The organism is Campylobacter concisus, from assembly GCF_902460595.1.
Classification (GTDB): domain Bacteria; phylum Campylobacterota; class Campylobacteria; order Campylobacterales; family Campylobacteraceae; genus Campylobacter_A; species Campylobacter_A concisus_BL.
This window is the reverse complement of sequence record NZ_CABPVA010000003.1, coordinates 103602-126437: the sequence shown is the minus strand read 5'-3', so window position 1 is coordinate 126437 and position 22836 is coordinate 103602. Positions and strand designations below refer to the sequence as shown.

At 41.0% G+C, this 22836-nt stretch carries 22 protein-coding genes; 13 read left to right on the top strand and 9 right to left on the bottom strand.

Annotation, left to right across the window (positions count from 1 at the left end; genetic code table 11):
- Nucleotides 1-29: 29 nt before the first annotated feature.
- From F3G86_RS06835 to F3G86_RS06800, 8 genes are all read right to left on the bottom strand, one after another.
- A complete protein-coding gene (locus F3G86_RS06835) occupies nt 30-581 on the bottom strand; it encodes a DUF2393 family protein (RefSeq protein ID WP_103607799.1) in 552 nt (183 codons plus the stop codon).
- Nucleotides 581-1111, bottom strand: coding sequence for a DUF2393 family protein (locus tag F3G86_RS06830; RefSeq protein WP_149723408.1), 531 nt, complete (start codon nt 1109-1111; stop codon nt 581-583). Before F3G86_RS06830 ends, F3G86_RS06835 begins: the two co-directional genes overlap by 1 nt.
- Nucleotides 1101-1835: a bifunctional phosphoribosyl-AMP cyclohydrolase/phosphoribosyl-ATP diphosphatase HisIE gene (gene hisIE, locus F3G86_RS06825; protein WP_149723407.1), complete on the bottom strand. Its 735-nt coding sequence runs from the start codon at nt 1833-1835 to the stop codon at nt 1101-1103. The genes F3G86_RS06830 and hisIE overlap by 11 nt, the downstream gene beginning before the upstream one ends.
- A gap of 2 nt (nt 1836-1837) precedes the next feature.
- Nucleotides 1838-2950, bottom strand: coding sequence for a prohibitin family protein (locus F3G86_RS06820; protein WP_004317857.1), 1113 nt, complete (start codon nt 2948-2950; stop codon nt 1838-1840).
- Nucleotides 2951-2966: 16 nt separating this feature from the next.
- A complete protein-coding gene (locus tag F3G86_RS06815) occupies nt 2967-3881 on the bottom strand; it encodes a branched-chain amino acid transaminase (RefSeq protein ID WP_002939975.1) in 915 nt (304 codons plus the stop codon).
- Between the two features lie 100 nt (nt 3882-3981).
- The gene (locus F3G86_RS06810; RefSeq protein ID WP_149723406.1) at nt 3982-4623 is read right to left on the bottom strand and encodes a thiol:disulfide interchange protein DsbA/DsbL; all 642 of its coding nucleotides are present in this window, start codon (nt 4621-4623) and stop codon (nt 3982-3984) included.
- A gap of 9 nt (nt 4624-4632) precedes the next feature.
- Nucleotides 4633-5130, bottom strand: coding sequence for a thioredoxin-dependent thiol peroxidase (gene bcp / locus F3G86_RS06805; RefSeq protein WP_149723405.1), 498 nt, complete (start codon nt 5128-5130; stop codon nt 4633-4635).
- Complete coding sequence (locus F3G86_RS06800) at nt 5127-5330, bottom strand: tautomerase family protein (RefSeq protein ID WP_149723404.1); 204 nt, start codon at nt 5328-5330, stop codon at nt 5127-5129. Before F3G86_RS06800 ends, bcp begins: the two co-directional genes overlap by 4 nt.
- A 113-nt stretch (nt 5331-5443) precedes the next feature.
- Between F3G86_RS06800 and F3G86_RS06795 the strand changes: the two genes are divergently transcribed.
- On the top strand, nt 5444-5848 hold the full coding sequence (locus tag F3G86_RS06795) for a hypothetical protein (RefSeq protein WP_002940014.1): 405 nt from the start codon (nt 5444-5446) through the stop codon (nt 5846-5848).
- Here F3G86_RS06795 and F3G86_RS06790 read toward each other — a convergent pair.
- Entirely contained in the window at nt 5845-9165 is a 3321-nt protein-coding gene (locus F3G86_RS06790; RefSeq protein WP_149723456.1) for a DUF748 domain-containing protein, read from the bottom strand. The genes F3G86_RS06795 and F3G86_RS06790 overlap by 4 nt on opposite strands.
- Before the next feature lie 175 nt (nt 9166-9340).
- Here F3G86_RS06790 and F3G86_RS06785 point away from each other — a divergent pair, with 175 nt between their 5' ends.
- From F3G86_RS06785 to carB, 12 genes are all read left to right on the top strand, one after another.
- Nucleotides 9341-10873, top strand: a complete 1533-nt coding sequence (locus F3G86_RS06785; RefSeq protein WP_149723403.1) for an ABC transporter substrate-binding protein — start codon at nt 9341-9343, stop codon at nt 10871-10873.
- A 12-nt stretch (nt 10874-10885) separates the two neighbouring features.
- Nucleotides 10886-11824 (top strand): ABC transporter permease, encoded by a 939-nt coding sequence (locus F3G86_RS06780; RefSeq protein WP_149723402.1) that lies wholly within the window; start codon nt 10886-10888, stop codon nt 11822-11824.
- Nucleotides 11821-12621 carry an ABC transporter permease gene (locus tag F3G86_RS06775; protein WP_149723401.1) on the top strand — a complete coding sequence of 267 codons (801 nt, stop codon included), beginning with the start codon at nt 11821-11823 and terminating at the stop codon, nt 12619-12621. The genes F3G86_RS06780 and F3G86_RS06775 overlap by 4 nt, the downstream gene beginning before the upstream one ends.
- A complete protein-coding gene (locus tag F3G86_RS06770) occupies nt 12618-13298 on the top strand; it encodes an ATP-binding cassette domain-containing protein (RefSeq protein ID WP_149723400.1) in 681 nt (226 codons plus the stop codon). The genes F3G86_RS06775 and F3G86_RS06770 overlap by 4 nt, the downstream gene beginning before the upstream one ends.
- On the top strand, nt 13295-14044 hold the full coding sequence (locus F3G86_RS06765) for an ATP-binding cassette domain-containing protein (protein ID WP_149723399.1): 750 nt from the start codon (nt 13295-13297) through the stop codon (nt 14042-14044). The genes F3G86_RS06770 and F3G86_RS06765 overlap by 4 nt, the downstream gene beginning before the upstream one ends.
- 26 nt (nt 14045-14070) lie before the next feature.
- Entirely contained in the window at nt 14071-15147 is a 1077-nt protein-coding gene (locus F3G86_RS06760) for an epoxyqueuosine reductase QueH (RefSeq protein ID WP_149723398.1), read from the top strand.
- A 110-nt stretch (nt 15148-15257) separates the two neighbouring features.
- Nucleotides 15258-15704: a 3-hydroxyacyl-ACP dehydratase FabZ gene (fabZ, locus tag F3G86_RS06755; RefSeq protein WP_004317884.1), complete on the top strand. Its 447-nt coding sequence runs from the start codon at nt 15258-15260 to the stop codon at nt 15702-15704.
- A gap of 26 nt (nt 15705-15730) precedes the next feature.
- Entirely contained in the window at nt 15731-16519 is a 789-nt protein-coding gene (gene lpxA, locus F3G86_RS06750) for an acyl-ACP--UDP-N-acetylglucosamine O-acyltransferase (protein WP_149723397.1), read from the top strand.
- Entirely contained in the window at nt 16519-17751 is a 1233-nt protein-coding gene (gene clpX / locus F3G86_RS06745) for an ATP-dependent Clp protease ATP-binding subunit ClpX (RefSeq protein WP_021088133.1), read from the top strand. Before lpxA ends, clpX begins: the two co-directional genes overlap by 1 nt.
- Nucleotides 17752-17760: 9 nt before the next feature.
- The gene (locus tag F3G86_RS06740; RefSeq protein ID WP_002939972.1) at nt 17761-18798 is read left to right on the top strand and encodes a rod shape-determining protein; all 1038 of its coding nucleotides are present in this window, start codon (nt 17761-17763) and stop codon (nt 18796-18798) included.
- On the top strand, nt 18788-19543 hold the full coding sequence (gene mreC / locus F3G86_RS06735; RefSeq protein ID WP_149723396.1) for a rod shape-determining protein MreC: 756 nt from the start codon (nt 18788-18790) through the stop codon (nt 19541-19543). Before F3G86_RS06740 ends, mreC begins: the two co-directional genes overlap by 11 nt.
- Nucleotides 19543-22803: a carbamoyl-phosphate synthase large subunit gene (gene carB, locus F3G86_RS06730; RefSeq protein ID WP_149723395.1), complete on the top strand. Its 3261-nt coding sequence runs from the start codon at nt 19543-19545 to the stop codon at nt 22801-22803. The genes mreC and carB overlap by 1 nt, the downstream gene beginning before the upstream one ends.
- Nucleotides 22804-22836: the final 33 nt, after the last annotated feature.

The window sequence follows — 22836 nt, the reverse complement described above, 5'->3', positions numbered from 1 at the left end:
ATAAATACTAAAAAATTTATCTAAATTTATTAGTAGCAGCTAAGTTTTGTGATATTCATACCGTTTTTAAAATATGGCGGATAGGGCATGGTCACTGTAAATGGCACTGCTTTTTGCTTTGGCAAATTTTGAGCTACGTCAAATTTATATGCCACAGTGTTTGGTTTCTCGTCCTCATCGCCTCCAAAAACCCATGAGAAAAATGAGATCCCGCTTGGTTTAAATAGCGCCTCACCGCCAAGATCGTTTTTGTTTAGTGGCTGATTAATGAGCTTAATTGTAAGAGTGCATTTGCTAATGGTAAATTTACCGACATTTCTTACTTGACCGCGAAATACAATGCTTTCATTTCTTAGCACTCGCTCGCTTTTTACGCCTTCGACTATGCCTTTTTTGGTGTATTTATCAAGAACTAGCATCAAAAAAATGGCAAGCGTGGTTGATACCAAAATATTTGTAAAAAGTAGCGATAAAAATAATTTTCGCTCGGCTCTAAGCGAGAGCACAAGAAATAAAATAGAAAGTAGTGCGATCGCAAAAAGCACGATGATATGCACGATGGTAAAGTAGTTTGAACTCATCAAAAACACTCCGCTTTTTTGGTGATATTGTAGTCAATGAAGGCAAAATCATTGACAAATTCTCTTATCTGCTTGCTCTGCTTTGGCAAAAGCACTTCATTTAAAATGATCCTTTTTTTAGCAAAAGGGTTTAGTGAATTTAGAAAATTTCTCGTGCTTTGCTTTGAGCCAAGATAGAAGCCAAGCTCGATTTTGCAAATGTTTAATGTGTAGTTTGAATTATTTGTGATGTTAAAATCGACCATCAACGCATCTACATATTGAAGCTGCTTTGTGTTTATTTTGCTTATGCTAACAGGTCTTAGGCTTTCATTTATATATTTGTTTGCGTAGTAGTTGCCCGCAAAAAGTCCCAAAAAACCAGCTAGGATAAATAAAAATCCTATCTGCCACCATGATTTTATCGCGACGAAAATTCCTAAAAGCACGATAAATATAAAGGCTAAAAACACCCAGCCATAGGCTAGAAAGTCGATAAGTTTGGCGTTTTGAAGTATGAAAAGTATGTTATGCTTGATGCTATTTAACATCTCGCGATCTTTTTTCTTCGATGCCACTCATGCCAAAACGCCTTGCAAGCTCGTTTTTGACGGCATCTGGATGTATGTTGTGGGCTGAAAGTGTCACAAGTGTGTGAAAACAAAGATCGGCTGCTTCATAGATGAGGTCATTTTTTGCTTTTTGCTCATCTTGTTTTATCTGCTTGGCAAAACTAAGCTCTTTTGCCGCCATGACAAGCTCTGTAGCCTCTTCGCCAACTTTTTTTAGAATTTGATTTTCACCCTTTTTAAAAAGACTTGCCACGTATGAAGTTTGCGGATCAGCATTTAGTTTTCTATCTTCTATAACGTGATAAAGTTCGTCAATAACGCCGTAACTTGGCTTTTTAACCTCGCTTTTTTGATCAGAAATTTCTAAATTTTCTAAATTTATCTCGTTAAAAAAGCAAGACCTTGCCCCAGTGTGACAAGCAGCGCCTCCATTTTGAACGACTTTTAAAAGCAAAGTGTCGTTGTCGCAGTCTAAAAACGCAGCCTTGATCTCTTGCGTGTTGCCACTCTCTTCGCCTTTTTTCCAAATTCTATTTTTAGTGCGTGAAAAGTAGTGAGCGTAGCGGCTAGATAGACTTAAATTTAGTGCTTCTTCATTCATAAAAGCAAGCATCAAAACCTCGTTTGTAGCGTGATCGCAAACCACCACCGGGAGCAATCCACCAATCTTTTGCCAGTCTATACTTTTTGCTACGCTATTCATTTTTACCTTTCGCTAACCGAGCTAGCTTTTGCCCTATCTTTTGCATCTAGCCAGATATTTGGCACAGCTCCGCCAGGTGTTAAGAAAATTTTGGCATCTTTGTTCTCTTTAAGAGCATCGTTAAATCTATTTTGCGTCTCGATCTGCTTTAAATTTAATAAATTTTGATCGACACTTTTTGCGATCTCTTTGTTTGCATAAGCAGTCGCATCAGCCTCGATCTTGATAGCGTCAGCCTTACCCTTTGCTTCGATGATAGCAGCTTTTGCACTACCTTCTGCAAGGGCAGCTTGTTTTAGTGCCTCTTGATTTGCTCTTTCTACTTCGTATTTTGTCCTCTCAGCCTCTTGTTTAGCGATCTGGACACGCTCGATCTGCTCTTTTACCTTTGAAGGCAAGATGATCTCACGAAGCTGCACGGTTAGGAGCTCGACTGGCTTGTTTGGCTGAGAGTCGATGTCTTTTCTTATGCCCTCATCGATCTGTCTTGCTAGGTCATTTCTCTTAGTTGGTAGCTCTTCGGCTGTGTATTTACCAGCGATGCTGCGAACCACGTCGCGCACGACAGGATCAACGATCTTGCTCTCCCAGCTAAGACCCCAAGATGCGATAGTTTGTGGTGCATTTTCTGGATTTAGGCGGTATTGCACGGTGATATCTATGCTAACTGGTAAATTTCTAGCATCCAAAACTGAGATTGAGTTTTTGCGTAAAATTCCAGCCCCTTGATAAGACTTTTGCAAGCTCTCGCCCATATCTTCGCCTGAAGTGTAGTTGATGATCCTAACTCTAGTATCAACTACGATGATGTTTTGGATAAATGGCAAAAAGAAGTGAAATCCTGGTTGCAAAGGATTTGGCTCATATTTACCCGCTGTGGCTTTGATGCCGACCTCGCCTGAGTGTATCACTTTAAATGGCTGAGTGATAGCAAGGATCGCGATAATGGCGATTATGATGTAGGCTAGCGCACCAAATTTGCCAAAGCCGCTTGGTATATTTGGCATTTTAAAATCCTTTTTAAAAGGTGGCTCTTTGTCGTTATTTTGACCTGAGCCCCTGTTGTCATTACCTGGCTTTTTTTTGTTGAAATAATCATTTAAATCAGCGGGCATTTCGTTCCTTTAAATCTTAAATATATGTTAAAAATGATTCGTATTTTTTGTTTAGACCATAAACTACGTCAAAGTAAGCTTTTTGTAGTCTCTTTGTCACTTCGCCTCTAGCGCCGTTGCCGATGATGCGGTTATCTATGCTATTTATCGGCGTTACTTCAGCTGCAGTGCCAGTGAAAAATGCCTCGTCAGCTGTGTATGCTTGATCTCTTGTGATGCGCTCTCTTCTTACTTCGATGTCAAGATCGTGAGCTAGTCTTATGACTGTATCTTGAGTGATGCTAAGTAGGCTGTTGTCGTTTGGTGGAGTGATCAATGCGCCATTTTCAACGATAAAGAAGCACTCGCCTGGACCTTCAGCCACAAAGCCCTCGCTATCAAGAAGCAGCGCCTCGTCGTATCCAGCCTCTTTTGCTTCGTAGTTTGCCATTTGTGAGCTTAGGTAGTTTGAGCTAGCTTTTGCTCTGTTCATTTGAGCAGCAGGGGCAAGTTTAGCAAAGCTTGAAATTTTAACTCTAATGCCTTTTTCCAAGCCTTCATCGCCAAGATATGCACCCCACTCCCATGAAGCGATAGCAGTTTGCACTGGTGCTTTTGTGTGCGCTACGCCCATTACGCCGTATCCTAAAAAGATAAGTGGGCGGATATAGACGTTGCTGTTATATTTATTTGCGCGAAGTAGCTCGATCTGTGCTTTTTCAAGCTCTTCTTCAGTGTAAGGCACGTTTAAAACGGTCATTTTTGCTGATCTTAAAAGTCTTTTTGTGTGGTCTTTTAGTCTAAAAATAGCTAGACCTTTTTTTGTTTTATAAGCTCTTGTGCCCTCAAATACGGCATTAGCGTAGTGCAAAGAGTGAGTTAGAACGTGTACTTTCGCATCGTCCCATTTTACTAGTTTTCCATCCATCCAGATGAATTCTGAAGCGTTCATAATTAAACCTTTCTTTTTTAGAAATTTGATCCGAGTTTATCTAAAATTGCTTTAAATTTACATTTCTAAGCCCAAAATGTCCGTAAATTTTAGGCTAAAGTTACTTATCTAAAAGCTCTTTTATCGTCTTTGCCATCTCATCGATTGATGATGCTGCGTTTAAATTTATCAGATATTTGCCACTTACCACAAAGGCTGGCACACCGCTGATACTTGCTACATCATAAGAGGCAAACCACTCGTTTAAAAGCTCTTTTGCACGATCTGAGCTTAGCGCTTTTTCGTATTCGTCTTTGCTCACGTGAGCCGCATTTAGCGCTAGATCTATAAATCTTTGCTTATCTTTGCCGTCATTAAAGTCATCTTTTTCATCGTGTCTTGCTTTGTAGATCGCAAATTTAGCTTGCTTAAATTTAGACTCATCGCTTAGCAGATCAGTCCCATTTGCCTCATCTATCGATATAAGAGCGGCGAAAATTTTACTTGTAGTCTCGCCAAGCTTGCCTTTGGTGCTTAGGTGATATGGGATAAATTTAACCCCGTCAAGCTTTGACATCAGCTTTTTTGTGATAGTTCGGTCAAATTTATAGCAGTGAGGGCAGTCGTAGCTAAAGACCTTGACGACTGAGTTTTTAGGCACGTTAAGCGGTTTTGCCAGAGTTTGATACTCAACGCCTTCAGTCAGTGCTGATAAATTTAGCGCAAAAAACGCACTTAAAATTAGCATTTTTATAAGCTTCATCTTTGCTCCTTACTTCACCAGATCAGCTAGTACTTTTGCGGCGTGGTCTTTGGCTTTTACGCTTTTATAAATTTTAGCTATCTTGCCGTCTTTACCGATCACAAAGGTGCTTCTAACGATGCCAAGATACTCTTTGCCGTAGTTTTTCTTGACCTGCCAAACGCCATAAAGCTTTGAAATTTCTTTATCTTCGTCGCTTAAGAGGATGTGCTTTAAATTTTGCTTTGCGATAAAGCCAACGTGAGACTTCACGCTATCTGGGCTAACGCCGATGATAACGGTATCATTTTTGATGAACTGATCGTAGTTTGCGCTAAATTCGCAAGCTTCAGTCGTGCAGCCAGGAGTGTTGTCTTTTGGGTAGAAGTAAAGCACCACATTTTTGCCTATAAAGTCCTTTAGCGCGACCTTTACGCCGTCTTGATTTAGCGCTTCAAATTCTGGCGCCTTGTCGCCAACCTCAAGTGTTATCTTTCTTTCCATGTCTGCTTTGCTAAATTCGCTCATTTTGTCCCCTTTCTCTTATCTTCTACGCTCTCGCCTGCTACGCCGATATTGCCAGCATCGTGAGTTTCTAAAAATATCATAACCGCCTCTTTTTTCTTGCCAAGCACTCTTACAAGCGTCTCGGTCACTTCTTTAAAAACTTGATCTTTCTGCTCTTTTGTAGGCTCTGGGCCTGCTATTTTTATATTTACATAAGGCATTTTTGCTCCTTTTTTAAGATGTAAAATATTAGCCAAAATGAGTGAAATTTCAGATTAAAGCCGTTATTTAAGAATTTGGCATTAAAATAAGCAAACTTCCAAAAGGAGCGAAAATGGATTATAACAGGCAAAATAAGGGCTTTGTTTGCTTTATGTATGGCTTTGGACGAAGCAGGGCGGTTTATGCAGTTTTGATGATACTAATGGCACTTTTAGCTGGCTTTTTAACACTTAGCTCAAGCGCTCAAGCTGATGTTTCAAATTTACAAATAGCCCTTGGCATCATACTTTGCGGTCTTTTGCTGATCCTTGTAAATCCAAAAATTTTCATCATCAAGCTAATTGGCTACTTAATCGCTTTAGCTGGTGTCATGATCGCCCTTCACAACGCAAATTTGCTCGGAGCTGATTTTAACTTATATTTTTACGCAAGCCTCGTTTTTGGCGCATTTATGATGCTTATGCTTCTTAGCTGGTTTGTCTATAATGCAAGAAGCAGCGAAATAAATGAAATTTAGTTCGCCACTCCCATTAGCACGCTTGTGTAGGTGTTTTGCTTAGGCTCTGAGCTTGTTGCATCGTTTGTATCTATGCGGCTAGCCTCAAGCCCAGCTTTTATAAGTGCCTCTTTTACTGCATTTGCACGCTCATTTGCAAGCTCTACTAGCTTTGCTTTATCGACTTCGATGCCCTTTAGCGCCTCTTCTCTTAAGGCTTTTTCGCTTCTATCTTTTAAATTTGGCACAAGCTCATTTAAAACCGCGATGTAGTCTTTGCCACTTGAAGCGATGATTTGATTGATCTTTTGATCTAGTTTTTTGTTTTTATAAAAGCTCTCATCGAGTTTTGAGTATGTTGGCGTTATGCTAAGCTTCATTTTAGGTTTTGAGCCAGTTAGCTTTATAAAATCAGCTATCTTAGGCGCTTCTGAGCTTATAAGCTCGCTACTTCCAGCAAGAAAATCAATAGAGCTAAGATCTTTGTTGCCAAGTCCTAGGGCGTTGCCTAAAAATCTAAATGGAGCTAGCGTGATGTCGGCAAAGAGCTTTTTCACAGCAGCCCAGATGACGCCGCCATATTTAAAGTCAGGGTCGTCTAAATTTCCCTCAACTGGCAGATCGATGTTTATTTGATTATTTTGATCGCTAAGTATCGAGATAGCAAGTGAAAGTGGCAAATTTACAGCATCTTTTGACTCAACCTTCTCTCCAAGTGTAAGAGAGTCAAAATTTATGAAATTTGAGCCATTTAGTTTTGAGTCGGTGACGCTATAGTTTAGGTTTAAATTTAGCTTGCCTTTTTTGATCTTATAGCCCACAAACTGCCCGCTATAAGGTGTCACGTTAACTAGATCGATATCTTTAAAGTCAAGCTTTATATCGGTATTTTGCTTTAGCTCAAACGGAAAGAGTTTTGCAGTGATCTGCGCAAAGCCATTTTTGCCAACCACACCTTGAAACTCGCCTGAGCTTGGGCGCTTTTTATCGATGTCGGTGAGCTTGCCATTTAGCTTTGAGATCGTTGTGGCAAATGGCATAAATAGCGATGCGTCCGAGAAATCAACCTCGCCATTTTTTAGAGAGAAATTTTTCACGCTAAATTTTAGCTCGTCCTCTTTTTTGCTAGCTACTTTTTTGGTCTCAGGTTTTGCCTCAGTTTTAGCTTTATTTTTATCCTCTTTTATGATCTGAGATAGGTTAAATTTACGCTCTTTGCTTAGATGAGCCTTGATAAATGGCGAATTTAAGCTCACTCCGTTTATAGTAAGGTCGTTTTTGGCAAATGAAATTTTTTCAAGATCAAGGCTTTTAAAGGCGACCAATTTTTCAGCTTTTTTGCCATTTAGCCTTATATCTTTGATGCTAAGTTTTGCATCTGCTTTGATATCTTTTGCGTAGTGAAGCTGGGCATCTGCGCTCATCTGTCCGCTAACTAGATCGGCCTCTAAAAAGGGCTTTGCGTAGGCAAAATACTTTGGTAAATTTGTATCATTTAGCTTTATTTTAGCGCTCACATCAAGAGGCTCGATCTTTATCTTGGACTCAACATCTAAATTTAGCTTTTGTGAGCTTTTCATCGCCACTTTTGCGTCAAATGGCTTGCTAAAATCACTACTTAAATTTGCTACTTTTATAAAAAGATTATCGAATTTATGAGCGATCTTCTCGCCTTCAAAAAGATGCGTCAAAGCGATGTCTGCGTTATTTACACTTATATTTTTTACATCAAATTTAAACTCATTTTCTTTGCTTTTTGAAGCGCTTTTATTTTCAACCTTTTTCTCTACTTTTTTAGTGTGTTTTGCCGCTTTTGCAGGTTTTGTGCTCTGCTCGCCAAACCCTAGCTCACTTACAGCGCTTAGACCATTGTCATTTAGTTCTGAAGCAAATTTAGGCTTATTAACATCGACACTAGCGATATTTAGAGCCATTTTTAAAAGATCAAAGCTTATGCTCTTTATCGCCACATCAGCAACGCTTGCTATATCTTTATTTTTTGCTTTAAGCTCTATGTTTTTTACGTTTAGCTCATCAAGGCTCGCAAGGCTCTTGTTACCATCCATTGTAAAGCTTGTATTTGTCACGCCAGCGCTTGCTACATTTGCACTTGCACTTTTGCTAAGTGGCGCGTTGATGCCATTTAGTGCCATTTTTTCAAGCGTTAGAGCGGTTTTGTTATTTACTAAATTTAGATTTAAATTTGAAGCATTTATATCTTTTAAATTTGCTAAATTTCTATCTGCTTCATCTATTTTTAAAGCGTTTGCACCCATATTTTTTAGCTTGGCTGTGGCGTTTAGTTCGCTTTTTTCATTTAAATTTGCAAGCAGCGAGATCTCATTTAAATTTAGTGATTTTACGCTCGCAGCGATAGCACTTTTAAAAGAGATGTCATTTAAATTTATAGCGCTTAAATTTAGCGCAGCCTCCGTTTTGTCCGCTATCTTACTATCAAGATCAAATTTTGGAAGCTCTAACTCGCCAAGGCTTAATTCATTTTCGCTCTCGTTTAAATTTAGCCCTTTTACATTTAAAAAGCCATCTTTTAAATTTATCTTAGTTGCGTTCTCATCGGCTTTTAAAGCGTAGTTTATCTTTAAGTTTATAATGGCATTTTTGAGATTTAACGTGTCATTATCTATAAAACTTATCGCAACTGGCTTTATGCTAAAGTCCTTTATGCTGACGTTACCCTCTATTTTTAGTGGATTTAGCTTGATATCGCCATTTAGATCGATCTTGTGCGCCAGGCTTGAGTTTGAGTCAAATATGTGACTACCTGCGCTATTTTTCTTCGTATTTAGCGAGCTAAGCTCGTAGTTTATATCATCAAAACTTACATTAAATGGCTTTGTTAAATTTTGGTCGCTATATGAAAATGAGCCTTTGATGATTTTTGCATTATTTAGCGCGAAATTTATCGAGCTAGTGCTGTTATCTTCGCTAGTTGCGTTATCATCGCTTATAAAATTGCTAAAGTTAAAATTTGCCTTTTTATCTCTTGCGATCTTTACTTTTGGCTCATCTAGCCTAAAAATGTCTATCTCAACTAGCTTTTTAAAGATAGAAAATGGCTTTAGCTTAAGGTCGATCTGCTTCGTGCTAAAAAGCGGCGAAGTGGTGTTTAGCTCGGCATTTGTAGCGTTTAGCTCAAAGGTAAAGGGGTTAAATTTAGCATCACTTACAAAAAGCGTTGCGTTGTAGTCTTTTAGGTATTTTGGCGCGATATTTTTGATAGCATAAGGCAGGCCAAAAAAGCCAAGTAGCGTATAGATAAGCAAAAGTGAAACTACGCAGATGCCAGTGATCAGGGCTATTTTTTTCTTTTTATCCATTGTGAAATTTACCTTTTTGTCAGCTAAAATGAGCCCTGATTTTACTTTAAAAAAGGTTAAAAGATAGTTAGAAATTTCAAATTTTTTATACATTGAATTTACATTTATCTTAATAATACTTTTATGCATTTCGTATTACCATTCGTCAAATATTTTTTAAACAAAGGAGCGAGTGATGAAGAGATTTTTGGCTTTATTGTTTTTGTTGTTTTCTGCCTTTGCTTATGCAAATGAAAATGCCGTTGTAGTCGCTATCGAGGAGCAAACACCTCGTATAAATCCACTCTACGACGAGGATCACGATCCTACGCTTTCGCTGGTTTTTTCTGGCCTTACTAGCCACGATGAAAATAGCCATGTAGTGCCAGAGCTTGCCAAGTCTTGGCAGGTGAGTGATGACGGGCTGGAGTATGTTTTTGAGCTAAGAGATGATGCTTTTTGGCATGACGGGGTGAAATTTAGCGCAAAGGACGTTAAATTTACTATCGAAGCGGCTCAAGATAAGAAGCTAAACGCGCCTGCTATCTCAAACTACGAGGTGGTAAAAAGCGTTGAAATTTTGGGCGATTATAAAGTAAAGATCACGCTTAGTGAGCCATTTCCGCCGTTTTTAGATGCGCTTAGTTTTGGCGTTTTGCCTGAGCATATCCTAAAGGGCAAAGATATCGCAACTGATAAATTTAATGACGCACCTATCGGCACTGGTGCATACAAGCTTGTAAAATGGAAAAAAGATGAGAGCTTGGAATTTGCGGCAAATGAGAAATTTTACAAGGGCGAGCCAAAGATAAAAAAGGTATTTTTTAAGATTGTTGGCGATGAAAATTTAAGACTAGTTGGACTAAAAAGCGGTGAGATCGACGTTGCGCTCATCTCTCCAACTGGTGTAAATTTCATAAAAGATGATAAGAAATTAAGCTTGCTTAAGTTTAAAAGTGCGGACTATAGAGCTTTGATGTTTAACCTTGAAGATCCTATCTTTCAAGATAAAAATGTAAGGATCGCCCTAAACTACGCGGTTAATAAAGATGAGATCGTTAAAAGCTTATTTCACGGATATGCAAGCGTAGCGAACAATCCGATAGAAAAAAGCTTTGCAAACGACAGCGAGTTTAAATTTAGCTACGATCCGCAAAAGGCTAGGGAGCTACTTGAAAAGAGCGGCTTTAAGAAAAATAAGGCTGGCTTTTTTGAAAAGGACGGCAAGGAGCTTGGCTTTGACATCTATGCCTTTAATAACGACGTTTTAAGGGTCAATCTAGCCAAGATTTTAAGCAGCGAGTTTGAGAAATTTGGCGTAAAAGCCAAAGCCTACGCAAAGCCAAGAACAGCCTTTAGCATAAGCAAAGTAGATAGCTTTGTGATCGGCTGGGGAAGCCCATTTGATCCAGACTTTCATACATATAGAATTTTTGGCGGCTTTGCTGATGTGAGCGTAAATGAAAATGGCTGGAACTTTAGCCACTACAAGGACGCAAACGTCGATAATGCCCTAAAAAACGCGAGATATACAAAGGACGTGGAGCTTAGGAAAAAATACTACAAAGAATTTCTAAAAGCGCTTCATGAAAACCCACCTTACATTTTTATAGCCTATCTTGACTATCCGCTCGCCTTTAATAACAAAATTTCAGGCATAAAGACGCAAATTTTAGGTCATCACGGGGCTGGATTTTTATGGAACATAAGAGAGTGGCAAGTAAAATAGTGGATAAAAACTTTGTTTAGAGCCATTTTAAAAACAGCGATCTCAAGCCTTGGGTTGCTGTTTTTCATCTCATTTTTTCTATTTTTGCTCATATACTTTTTGCCAGGAAATGTCACTGACGCGATGTTTTCAAGGAGTGAGGCGATAAATTTAGCCATAAAAGAGCAAATTTTAAGAAATTTAGGGCTAAAAGATAACTTTTTCGTGCAGTATTTTAGATGGCTGGCTCACTTTGTGACAGGCGACTTTGGCACTAGTTTTGTAAGCGGGGCAAGCGTGTCGCTGCTCATTAAAGAGAGGCTTTTAAACTCGCTCATTTTATTTTTTGCTTCATTTTTTCTGATAGCTCTTTTGTCCTTTTTCTTGGGGCTTTTAAGTGCCATTTATAAGAATAAATTTGCCGATATCTTTATAAATTTTAGCTCCTTTTTGCTGGCCTCACTGCCACATTTTTACATCGCTCTTGTGCTAATAGCGATCTTTAGCATCTATCTAAACGTACTACCAAGCTCTGGGGCAAACGAGCTAGGCTCTAGCGGTGTTGGGGTGAAATTTATCATCTTGCCAACGCTCGCCATCATTTTGCCACACCTTGGCGCAAACGTGAAATTTGTGCGTGACAGGCTAAATCAAAGCCTAAACGCCGATTTCATCCAGACGGCTCACGCTAGAGGGCTTGGGCGGGGCAAAATTTATCTCTTTGCGATAAAGCACGCAAGCACCGATATAGTTTATTATTTTGCAACCCTTGTGGCTGGCGTTTTTGCTGGTTCATACGTCATTGAGAGCATTTTTTCATTTCCAGGCATTGGCAAGCTTAGCCTTGATGCGGTGATCGCCAAGGACTATCCAGTTGCACTTGCGACCATTTTGCTAACGGCTGTTTTTGTCGTTTTTGCAAATTTACTGGCTAAAATTTTCGCTATCTTGGCAGATAAGAGAAATTTATGAGAAAAGTCATATTTTTCCTAGCCTGTTTTGTCTTTTTAGTGCTTGCCACATTTGCCTTTGTAACGCCATTTGTTTCTAAATTTGAGCCAAATTTCACTGACTTTATGGCGGTAAATTTAGCCCCAAACGGCGAACATATCTTTGGCACGGATATCCTAGGCAGGGACAATCTCATAAGAGTGGCCTATGCGCTTAAAAACTCGCTTCTTGTTTTGCTTTTAGCTGGCTTTTTAACGACGCTTTTCTCGCTCATCTACGCATATTTTGGCACGAGCAAGAGCAGAGTTTGTGAGAGCCTTTTTGATAAGGGGCTTGATGCTTTTTTAAGCATACCAAACATCGTTTTTATCATGCTTTTTAGCTCATTTAGTAGCGGAGATCTGCTTATAACCTCTTTTATCATTGCCATTTGCTCCTTTATGCAGGGCGCAAAGGTCTTTATGCAAAATTTAAGACTTAATAAAAAGTGCGACTATGCCGAGCAGGCCGTGATAAATGGCGCTAGTAAATTTAGCCTTATCTGCTTTGAAATTTTGCCAAATTTAAAGCACCTAATAGTTAGTATCTTTGGTATAAATGCGATAAACGCTGTCGTCATGGAGGCCACACTTGGTTTTTTTGGCGTGGGAAGTGACGCTAATAAAATAAGCCTTGGCATCATGCTAAATGAAAGCAAAGAGGCACTTTTTCTTGGCTCTTGGTGGATGGTGCTTTTCCCTGGCGTGACGCTCTTTTTGCTCATCCTTGCAACTTCGATCATCACGTCAAATTCAAAAAATGGCAATATAAAAATATGATAGAGATTAGAAATTTAAACGTTTTTTATAAGGATAAGAAGCTTTTGAGCGGGCTTGATTTTGATATGAGTGAGGGTAAATTTATAGGTATCACGGGTGCAAGTGGCAGCGGTAAATCGCTCTTTGCAAAGAGCTTAATAAGGCTTTTTGATGATGAATTTAAAGTGAGGGCAGATAAATTTAGCATTTACAAAAAAGATATCTTAAAACTTAGTCAAAATGAGCTAAAAGAACACCGAAGAAAGGTCGCCGCGCTTGTTTTTCAAAACTCTATTGCTAGCCTTCATCCGCTCTTAAACGTGGGCGATCATTTTAACGCCTATCTTGATGGCGACAAAAGGGCGAATAAAGAGCTTGCGTTTGCTTATTTTAGGGAGTTTGGGCTAGATAACGCAAATCTCATCTGGCACAAATATTCATACGAGCTAAGTGGCGGTGAGGCGAGCCGCGTACAGATCGCTCTTGCGCTTTGCTTGAAGCCAAAAATTTTAGTCTGCGACGAGATAACAAGCGGTCTTGATAGCATTAGCGGTAGCCACGTGGCAGGCATTTTAGAGAGCTTAAAGGGCAAGATGAGCGTCATATTTATCTCGCACGATGAGGCGCTGACGAACTATCTTAGCGATGAAATTTGGCAGATGAGAGATGGGCGGCTAAATTTAAAGGAAAATGCGTGAAAATAAGGCTCAAAAACGTCTCAAAAAGTTTAAGTTTTAAGGAGCATTTTAACGCTAGAGCTGAAGTGCTGCACCTTTTAGAGGGGATAAATTTCGAGCTTGACGATGGCGAAAATTTAGCCATTTTGGGTCAAAGTGGCAGTGGCAAAAGCACGCTTGCAAAGCTCATATCATTTAGCGAGCCAAAAAGCGGGGGTAAAATTTATATAAACAGTGAAGAGATCACGGACAAAAATGAGCTCAAAAAAGATATCAGATATATCTTGCAAAACCAAAAACAAGCCCTAAATCCAGCACTAAAAGTAAAAACAGCCATCGCTCATGTGAGGTCATATCTTAAGCTTAGCTTTAGCGAAAATGAGCTCAAAGAGCTTATGGTAAATTTAAATTTAAAAGATGAAATTTTAGAAAAATATCCATCACAGCTAAGTGGCGGCGAGGCGACAAGGGTTGGGATACTGCTAGCGCTTCTTTCAAAACCAAAAATTTTAATCTGCGACGAGATAACAAGCGGACTTGACAACGAGACGAAGCAAAAGATCATAAATTTGCTTTTAAGCTTGGATGAAAAGATCAGCATTATTTTCATCACGCACGATATCATAAGCGCGATGAAGATAGCGCAAAAGGTGCTAATAATCGAATCTGGCAAGCAAGTGGCGTGGGGTAAATTTGAGGATCTTGCAAGCCAAAATGTCCTTAAAAAATACCTCTATGCAGCTAAATTTTATGATGACAAACTTTGATATAATGCAAGCAAAAAAGGTCAAATTTGTTAGTTCATATCTGCTGCTCGGTCGATAGCCACTATTTTTTACAGCGCCTACGAAAAGACTTCCCAAACGAGCGAATAGTAGGCTATTTTTACGATCCAAACATACATCCATATAGCGAGTTTTTACTGCGTTTTGAGGACGTGAAGCGAAGCTGCGAGAAGCTTGGCATCAAGCTAATATGCGGCCAGTACGACTACGAAGCGTGGCTTGGTGGCACAAAAGGACTTGAAGATGAGCCAGAAAAGGGCAAAAGGTGCGAGTACTGCTTTGATTTTCGCATGGCGGACTCCGCTAAAAAGGCGATAGAGCTAGGACTTAGTAAGATCACGACGACACTTTTGATGAGCCCAAAAAAGGACTTTTCTCAGCTTAAAAAGGCGCTCGATGAGGCGGTGGCTGGATCAAATTTAGAAGCGGTTGCGGTTGATTATAGAAAAAATGGCGGCACAAGCGAGCAGTTTATCCTCGCTAAAAAAGACAAACTCTATCATCAAAACTACTGCGGCTGCGTCTTTGCGCTAAAAAAACAGCGCGACTCGCAAAATTTGCCCCAAAGTGAGCTGATGAGCGAGCTGCATGCAAGGGCGCTTTATGGCAGTATAGAAGCTAGACTTGAGCTTTATAAAAAGGTGCGCGAGTGCGAGGCGAGAGGAGAGAAATTTCACCTTTTTAGAAGACGATTTTTAAACTACAGGCTATTGCGCGCTAGTGTTAAATTTGAAGCAGTTGTGGTGCCAAGCTACTTTGTGCTCTACTCTGGCTTTAAAAGAGAGAGCTTAAAGCTTAACGTAGAGCGTGCGTGCGAAATGGACGATGAGCTAAAAGAGGGCGCGATATTTATGAGCATAGAGCGCTTTAATAAATTTACAAATAGCAAATTTAAAAGCGTTGATGAGCTTTGTAAAAAGCCGCTTGAGCTTGACGCTGAGATGAAATTTCGCCGTAATATAAGCGGGGAGTTTTCGCAAAATCCTATCATCATCTTAGACGAGGTCAAAAAGGGTAGCTACGAAATTTACGCAAAGGCTGCTTTTTATAACGACAGCGAAGAAATTTTGGTTTTAGAGGGCTAAATTTAGACCTATTAAGGCTAAATTTCAGAGATTGTAAAAGAGGCTAATAATTTTTTTCTTAGTATAAATTTGTTACAATCTGCCAAAATTTACATTACTAAGGCTAAAACGTGATAGACGTCGTAGAAATTCAAAAAATTCTCCCACATAGATTTCCATTTTTGCTTATCGATAGAGTTGTCGAGCTAGAGCCTGCGAAAAACATCGTCGCTTATAAAAATGTAACCATTGGCGAGCCGATATTTCAGGGGCACTTCCCAGGTCACCCGATCTATCCTGGCGTGATGATCATCGAGGGCATGGCGCAAGCTGGCGGCGTGCTAGCGTTTAAGAGCATGAGCGACGAGCACCAAGCTGGCATCGAGAACAAAGTGGTCTATTTTATGAGCATAGACGGAGCGAAATTTCGCCATCCAGTCCGTCCTGGAGATAGGCTGGAGTATAGATTAAATGTATTAAAACACAAAGGCAATATCTGGGTGCTTGAGGGTAAAGCATACGTAGATGACGTGCTATGCGCCGAGGCTGAACTTAAAGCGATGATAGTCGATAAATAGGCTTTTGCTTAAGAAAAAGAGAAATAATGAAAAATATCCACCAAACAGCTGTTATAGAAGATGGAGCGATCATTGGAGATGACGCAAATATCGAGGCTTACGCATTTGTAAGTAAAGATGCAGTCCTTGGCAACAACGTCACGATAAAACAAGGCGCAAGGGTGCTTGGCAAGACGAAGATCGGCGATAACTCTCGTGTATTTAGCTACGCGATCGTTGGCGACATCCCACAAGATATCAGCTATAAAGACGAGGTCGATACTGGCGTCATCATTGGCGAGCACGCAACTATACGTGAGTTTTGCACGATAAACTCAGGCACGCACAAGGGCGATGGCATAACGAGGATCGGCGATAGCGCCTTTATCATGGCATATTCTCACATCGCACACGACTGCATAATAGGTAGCAACGTCATTTTGGCAAATAACGCAACTCTAGCAGGCCACGTCGAGCTTGGCGACTACGCTGTTGTGGGCGGTCTTACACCTATTCATCAGTTTGTTAGAGTGGGGGAAAGTTGCATGGTCGCAGGTGCTAGTGCGCTCAGCCAAGATGTAGTGCCATTTTGCCTAGCTGAGGGTAACAGAGCCTATATAAGAAGCTTAAATTTAGTCGGCATTAGGCGTAGATTTGACAAAGAGCAGGTTGAAGAGCTTGTTCGCGCTTATAAATTTTTGTTTAATCAAGGCATTAGCCTAAAAGATCAAGCAAACGAGCTTATCGCAAAAACCAGCGACGAAAATGTTAAAAAAATGTGTAAATTTATATTAGAAACGACAAGAGGAATTCCGCTTGCAAAAGGAAGAGATTAATGGCTAGAAAGTGTAATTTTTGTGGCGAGGCTGAGTCTGCTGAGAGAAGATTATTAGCAGATATCGAAGGAAACGCCTATATATGCGAGTACTGTATAGCAGCAGCATACGATATGATACATGGTGATACAAGTGTAGAAGAGAGTAAAAACGATGAGGCGATAGAGTACCAAAAGCTCACACCAAAGGAGCTAAAAGCAGTACTTGATAACTACGTGATCGGTCAAGATAGGGCTAAAAAGGTCTTTAGCGTCGGCGTATATAACCACTATAAGAGAATTTTTAAACAAAGCGACATCAAAGACGACACCGAAATTTCAAAGTCAAACATCTTGCTTGTTGGTCCAACTGGAAGTGGCAAGACCTTGATGGCTCAGACTTTGGCGAGATTTCTTGACGTGCCTATCGCGATTTGCGATGCGACAAGCCTAACTGAGGCTGGATATGTCGGCGAGGACGTTGAAAATATCTTAACAAGGCTCTTGCAAGCTGCAAATGGCGACGTGAAAAAGGCGGAGCAGGGCATTGTATTTGTCGATGAGATCGATAAGATCGCTAGAATGAGCGAAAACAGAAGCATCACAAGAGACGTTTCAGGTGAGGGCGTGCAGCAAGCGCTTTTAAAGATCATCGAAGGTAGCGTTGTAAATATCCCACCAAAAGGCGGCAGAAAGCATCCAAATCAAGACTTCATCCAGATAGATACGACAAATATCTTATTTGTTTGCGGTGGTGCATTTGACGGACTTCTTGACATTATCGAGCGCAGAGTTGGTAAAAATGTACTTGGTTTTAACCAAGAAAAACGTGGCAAAAACGAAAAAGAAAATTTACTAAGCCTGCTTGAGCCAGACGATCTTGTGAAATATGGCCTCATCCCAGAGCTCATCGGCAGACTTCACGTGGTGGCTACTTTAAATGAGATAACAAAAGAGGATATGGTTAAAATTTTGACCGAGCCAAAAAATGCGATATTAAAACAATATCAAAAGCTTTGTGCGATCGACGGCGCTACGCTTAAATTTGATGATGAGGCACTTGAAGAGATAGCGAGCCTTGCTATCGAGCGAAAAACTGGAGCAAGAGGGCTTAGAAGCATAATGGAAGAGCTCATGACAGATATAATGTATGATCTGCCAGAGCTAAAAGACTACGATATCGTGATCTCAAAAGAGACGGTAAAAGATAAGGCAAAGCCGATTTTGGTAAAGCACAATAAATTAACAGCATAAAGGAAATAGATGTTTTTAGATCAGGTTATAGGTTTTTTCTCAAGTGATATGGGTATAGATTTAGGTACGGCAAATACTTTGGTTTTGGTAAAAGATAAGGGAATAATCATAAATGAACCATCAGTTGTTGCGGTAAGACGTGAAAAATATGGAAAACAAAAAATTTTAGCAGTCGGTCACGCTGCAAAAGAGATGGTGGGAAAAACTCCTGGCGACATCGAGGCGATAAGACCGATGAGAGATGGCGTTATCGCGGACTTTGACATGACAGAGAGGATGATACGCTACTTTATAGAAAAGACTCATAGAAGAAAAAATTTCTTACGCCCAAGGATCATCATCTCAGTACCTTACGGACTTACTCAGGTTGAGAGAAAGGCTGTTAGAGAGAGCGCGCTAAGTGCTGGTGCAAGAGAGGTATTTTTGATAGAAGAGCCTATGGCAGCGGCTATCGGAGCAAATTTACCAGTTCGCGAGCCACAAGGCAACCTTGTAGTTGATATCGGCGGTGGTACGACTGAGATCGGCGTCGTCTCACTTGGCGGTTTAGTTATCTCAAAGTCTATCCGCACAGCTGGCGATAAGATAGATAGCAGCATAGTTAATTACATAAAAGAAAAATACAACTTACTAATAGGCGAGAGAACAGGCGAGGAGATAAAGATCGCTGTGGGCTCTGCTGTGCAGCTAGAAAAAGAGCTAAGCGTAGTGGTAAAAGGACGCGACCAAGTGAGTGGTCTTTTAAGCAGGGTTGAGCTAACGAGCGAGGATGTGAGAGAGGCGATGAGAGAGCCGCTAAAAGAGATCGCAGACGCGCTAAAAACCGTGCTTGAGATGATGCCGCCTGATCTTGCTGGCGATATCGTCGAGACTGGTATCGTGCTAACTGGCGGTGGGGCGCTTATTAGAGGGCTTGATAAGTTCTTATCTGATATCGTTAAGCTTCCAGTATTTGTAGCTGACGAGCCGCTTCTTGCTGTTGCTAGAGGCACAGGCAAGGCACTTCAAGAGATCGGACTTTTGCAACAGCTAACAAATGAAGAGTAAGATTGTTCTTTTTGTTTTTATAGCGTTGCTTGCTGGCGCCTCGATATTTAAGGGCGAAATTTTAAGCAACATCTCTATCAAATTTAGCAACTACGCTATAAATTCATACGACAATTTTGCTAAAAGCGTGAAAGATTATATAAATGAATATTTTAGGCAGGCTAGCGAGATAGAAAAACTAAGAGCGCAAAACAAAGAGCTAGAGCGCTCAGCCACGCTTCTATCTACTTTTGCAAACGAGCTAAATCAAATTTTAAAAGATAAAAACTCAACTGCCTACGCCCCAGCCGTAAAGCTAGTAAAAGGGCTTAGTTACGTGCATATCGGGGATTATAATAAAATTTGGATAAGCGAGTTTGAAGGATACGATCCAAATAAAATTTACGGGCTCATCTACCAAGGAAGCAGCGCTGGCATCGTCATCGCAAAAGACGGCAAGCCACTAGCCTACTTGCAAAATGACCCAAAAAGTATATTTGCAGTCTATATAGGAAACGAGAAAATTCCAGGCGTAGCGCATGGAAATCAAGGCCAAATAATGGTGAAATTTATCCCACAATGGCTCAGCCCAAAAGAGGGCGACGAGGTCTTTACGAGCGGACTTGACGGGATATTTTTTAGTGGGGTGCCAGTAGGGCGCGTGAGTAAAATTTTAAAAGAGAGCTCCTATCAAAGCGTGATAGTTGAGCCCTATGCGAAGCTAAACATACCAAACTACCTATACGTTGTTACAAAGGAAAAATGATGCCAAAAAGAACAGATATAAATACCATTTTGCTAATCGGCTCAGGCCCTATCGTCATCGGTCAAGCCTGCGAATTTGACTACTCAGGCACGCAAGCAGCCAAGACGCTAAAAGAGCTTGGATACCGCGTAGTGCTTATCAACTCAAACCCAGCCACCATCATGACTGACCCAAATTTCGCCGACGCAACGTATATAGAGCCTATCACAAAAGATAGCATTTTAAAGATCATAGAAAAAGAAAAGATTGATGCCATTTTGCCAACTATGGGCGGTCAAGTGGCACTAAACACCGCCATGGAGGTCTTTGAGAGTGGCCTTTTAAAGGATGTTAAATTTCTTGGTGCAAACCCAGAGGCGATAAAAAAAGGCGAAGATAGACAAATTTTTAAAGCAACCATGCAAAAGATCGGCATGGACCTGCCTGAGAGTAGATACGCCTACAACATGGACGACGCGCTAAATGCGGCAAATGAGATAGGCTTTCCGCTCATCATAAGAGCTAGCTATACGCTTGGCGGCGCAGGAAGCGGCGTGGCTTATAATATGGATGAGTTTAAAGAGTTAGCCAACACCGGCCTTGACGCAAGCCCGATACATGAAATTTTGATAGAAGAGAGCTTGCTTGGTTGGAAAGAGTACGAGATGGAGGTTATCCGTGACCGCAACGATAACTGCATCATCGTCTGCTCGATCGAGAATTTCGACCCAATGGGCGTGCACACAGGCGATAGCATCACGGTCGCACCAGCTTTAACGCTCACAGATAAAGAGTATCAGGCTATGCGTGATGCTAGCTTTGCCATACTTCGCGAGATCGGCGTTGATACGGGCGGCAGTAACGTGCAGTTTGCCATAGACCCAAAAACGGGCCGCATGATCGTTATCGAGATGAACCCACGTGTGAGCCGTAGCTCGGCGCTAGCAAGTAAGGCTACTGGCTATCCGATCGCAAAGGTTGCAACGCTGCTTGCAGTTGGTTTTAGCCTAGATGAGATCAAAAACGACATCACAGGCACGCCTGCTAGCTTTGAGCCAGTGATCGACTATATCGTGACAAAGATCCCACGCTTTACATTTGAGAAATTTCCAGGGTCAAACCCATACTTAGGTACTGCTATGAAGTCAGTTGGCGAGGTTATGGCGATAGGTAGGACATTTAAAGAGAGTATCCAAAAGGCGCTTTGTAGTTTAGAGCGTGATCTTTGCGGATTTAACAGCCTTAGTTTAGAGAAAAACGCTTTGATTTATGGCATTAGAAATGCAAATGAGAGAAGAATTTTATATCTAGCGCAGGCATTTAGAGATGGCTTTAGTGTGGCTGATGTGTATGAGTTTAGTAAGATCGATCCTTGGTTTTTAGAGCAAATTTATGAGATAGTTAAATTTGAAGATAAGATAGACATGGATATCTTAAACAACGAAGTGTTGCTGCGAGAGGCCAAAAGCATGGGCTTTTCAGACAAGATGATAGCGGTGCTTATAAATGAAAAAGACGATCTTGAGCTTAGTCAAAATGATATCTATTTTGCGAGAGAGAAGCTTGGCATCGAGCTTGAGTACAACGAGGTCGATACTTGTGCTGGCGAATTTAAGGCGCTAACGCCGTACCTTTACTCAACCACAAATATCACTAAATTTCCTAAAAAAGAGCCTGTAAAAGACGCTAAAAAGGTGATGATAATAGGCGGCGGTCCAAACAGGATCGGTCAGGGTATAGAATTTGACTACTGCTGCGTGCATGCAAGCTACGCACTAAGAGACCTTGGCGTAAAAACGATAATGTATAACTGCAACCCAGAAACCGTCTCAACCGACTACGACACGAGCGATATTTTGTACTTTGAGCCGATCGATTTTGAGCACGTTAGATCAGTCATCGAGCGTGAAAAGCCAGACGGCGTCATCGTGCATTTTGGCGGCCAAACTCCGCTTAAATTTGCAAAACGCCTAAGCGTGATCGGCGCAAAGATCATCGGAACAACTGCAAGAGTGATCGACGTGGCCGAGGATAGAAAGAAATTTAGCGAATTTATAAATAAAATAGGCGTCCTTCAGCCTAAAAACGACACCGCCACTAGCCTAGAAGAAGCCTTGCAAAAGGCCGCGACTATCGGCTATCCAGTGCTTGTTCGCCCAAGCTACGTCTTAGGCGGCAGGGCGATGAGAAGGGTACATAACGAGAGCGAGCTAAAAGAGTATATGAGCGAGGCGGTAAAGGTTAGTAACCACTCACCAGTGCTACTTGATAAATTTTTACAAGATGCAAAAGAGCTCGATGTGGATGCGATATGTGACGGCAAAGAGGTTTATATAGGTGCTATAATGGAGCACATCGAGGAGGCTGGAATTCACTCTGGCGACTCAGCTTGCATATTGCCACCGATGAGTTTAAGCGCAGAAATGATAAAAAAAGTGGAGAGGCAAACCAGAGATATCGCGCTAAATTTAGGCGTTGTCGGCCTTATGAATATCCAGTTTGCCATCTATGAAAACGAGCTTTATATGATCGAGGTAAATCCTCGCGCAAGCAGGACCGTGCCATTTGTGAGCAAGGCTACTGGCGTGCCTATGGCAAAGGTGGCGACAAGAGTTATGTGGCAGGGAAATTTACGTGAGGCACTTAAATTTTATGATGATTACAAGGTCGTTTATGAGGACGGCGACATCCTAAAACCTCGCGTAAGCTCGCATGTTTGCGTAAAAGAGTGTGTGCTGCCGTTTAACAAGCTAAGTGGTGCCGATCTCATCCTTGGCCCTGAGATGAAGAGCACGGGTGAGGTCATGGGTATCAGCCACGACTTTGCAAGCTCATTTGCAAAGAGCCAGATCGCTGCGAGCAACACTTTGCCAAGCAAGGGCAGGGTATTTTTAACGCTAGCTGACGCTGATAAAACTTACGCGCCAGACCTTGCAAAGGATTTAATCGGCCTTGGCTTTAACATCATCGCAACTGGCGGCACGCATAAAATTTTAACCGAAGCTGGCGTGGAGGCTGAGTTTGTCTATAAGATAAGCGAGGGTAGACCAAACGTCGAAGATAGGCTTAAAAATGGCGATATAGCACTTGTTATAAACACAAGCGATACAAAATCAAGCGTGGATGATGGCAAAAAGATCCGCCAAAATGTACTTAGATTTAAAATTCCATATTTTACAACGATCCGCGCAGCACTCGCAGCTGCTAAGTCTCTAAGCACAGTTCAAACTGGCAAAGCACTCGAAGTAAAAAGCTTGCAAGAGTATCTAAGCGAGAAATAATAAATCTAGTGGCAGTTTTGGCTGCCACTAGCT

Coding starts and splice junctions, on each gene's coding strand:
- F3G86_RS06835 (WP_103607799.1), bottom strand. CDS start 581: ATGAGTTCAAACTACTTTACCATCGTGCATATCATCGTGCTTTTTGCG.
- F3G86_RS06830 (WP_149723408.1), bottom strand. CDS start 1,111: ATGTTAAATAGCATCAAGCATAACATACTTTTCATACTTCAAAACGCC.
- hisIE (WP_149723407.1), bottom strand. CDS start 1,835: ATGAATAGCGTAGCAAAAAGTATAGACTGGCAAAAGATTGGTGGATTG.
- F3G86_RS06820 (WP_004317857.1), bottom strand. CDS start 2,950: ATGCCCGCTGATTTAAATGATTATTTCAACAAAAAAAAGCCAGGTAAT.
- F3G86_RS06815 (WP_002939975.1), bottom strand. CDS start 3,881: ATGAACGCTTCAGAATTCATCTGGATGGATGGAAAACTAGTAAAATGG.
- F3G86_RS06810 (WP_149723406.1), bottom strand. CDS start 4,623: ATGAAGCTTATAAAAATGCTAATTTTAAGTGCGTTTTTTGCGCTAAAT.
- bcp (WP_149723405.1), bottom strand. CDS start 5,130: ATGAGCGAATTTAGCAAAGCAGACATGGAAAGAAAGATAACACTTGAG.
- F3G86_RS06800 (WP_149723404.1), bottom strand. CDS start 5,330: ATGCCTTATGTAAATATAAAAATAGCAGGCCCAGAGCCTACAAAAGAG.
- F3G86_RS06795 (WP_002940014.1), top strand. CDS start 5,444: ATGGATTATAACAGGCAAAATAAGGGCTTTGTTTGCTTTATGTATGGC.
- F3G86_RS06790 (WP_149723456.1), bottom strand. CDS start 9,165: ATGGATAAAAAGAAAAAAATAGCCCTGATCACTGGCATCTGCGTAGTT.
- F3G86_RS06785 (WP_149723403.1), top strand. CDS start 9,341: ATGAAGAGATTTTTGGCTTTATTGTTTTTGTTGTTTTCTGCCTTTGCT.
- F3G86_RS06775 (WP_149723401.1), top strand. CDS start 11,821: ATGAGAAAAGTCATATTTTTCCTAGCCTGTTTTGTCTTTTTAGTGCTT.
- F3G86_RS06770 (WP_149723400.1), top strand. CDS start 12,618: ATGATAGAGATTAGAAATTTAAACGTTTTTTATAAGGATAAGAAGCTT.
- lpxA (WP_149723397.1), top strand. CDS start 15,731: ATGAAAAATATCCACCAAACAGCTGTTATAGAAGATGGAGCGATCATT.
- clpX (WP_021088133.1), top strand. CDS start 16,519: ATGGCTAGAAAGTGTAATTTTTGTGGCGAGGCTGAGTCTGCTGAGAGA.
- F3G86_RS06740 (WP_002939972.1), top strand. CDS start 17,761: ATGTTTTTAGATCAGGTTATAGGTTTTTTCTCAAGTGATATGGGTATA.
- mreC (WP_149723396.1), top strand. CDS start 18,788: ATGAAGAGTAAGATTGTTCTTTTTGTTTTTATAGCGTTGCTTGCTGGC.
- carB (WP_149723395.1), top strand. CDS start 19,543: ATGCCAAAAAGAACAGATATAAATACCATTTTGCTAATCGGCTCAGGC.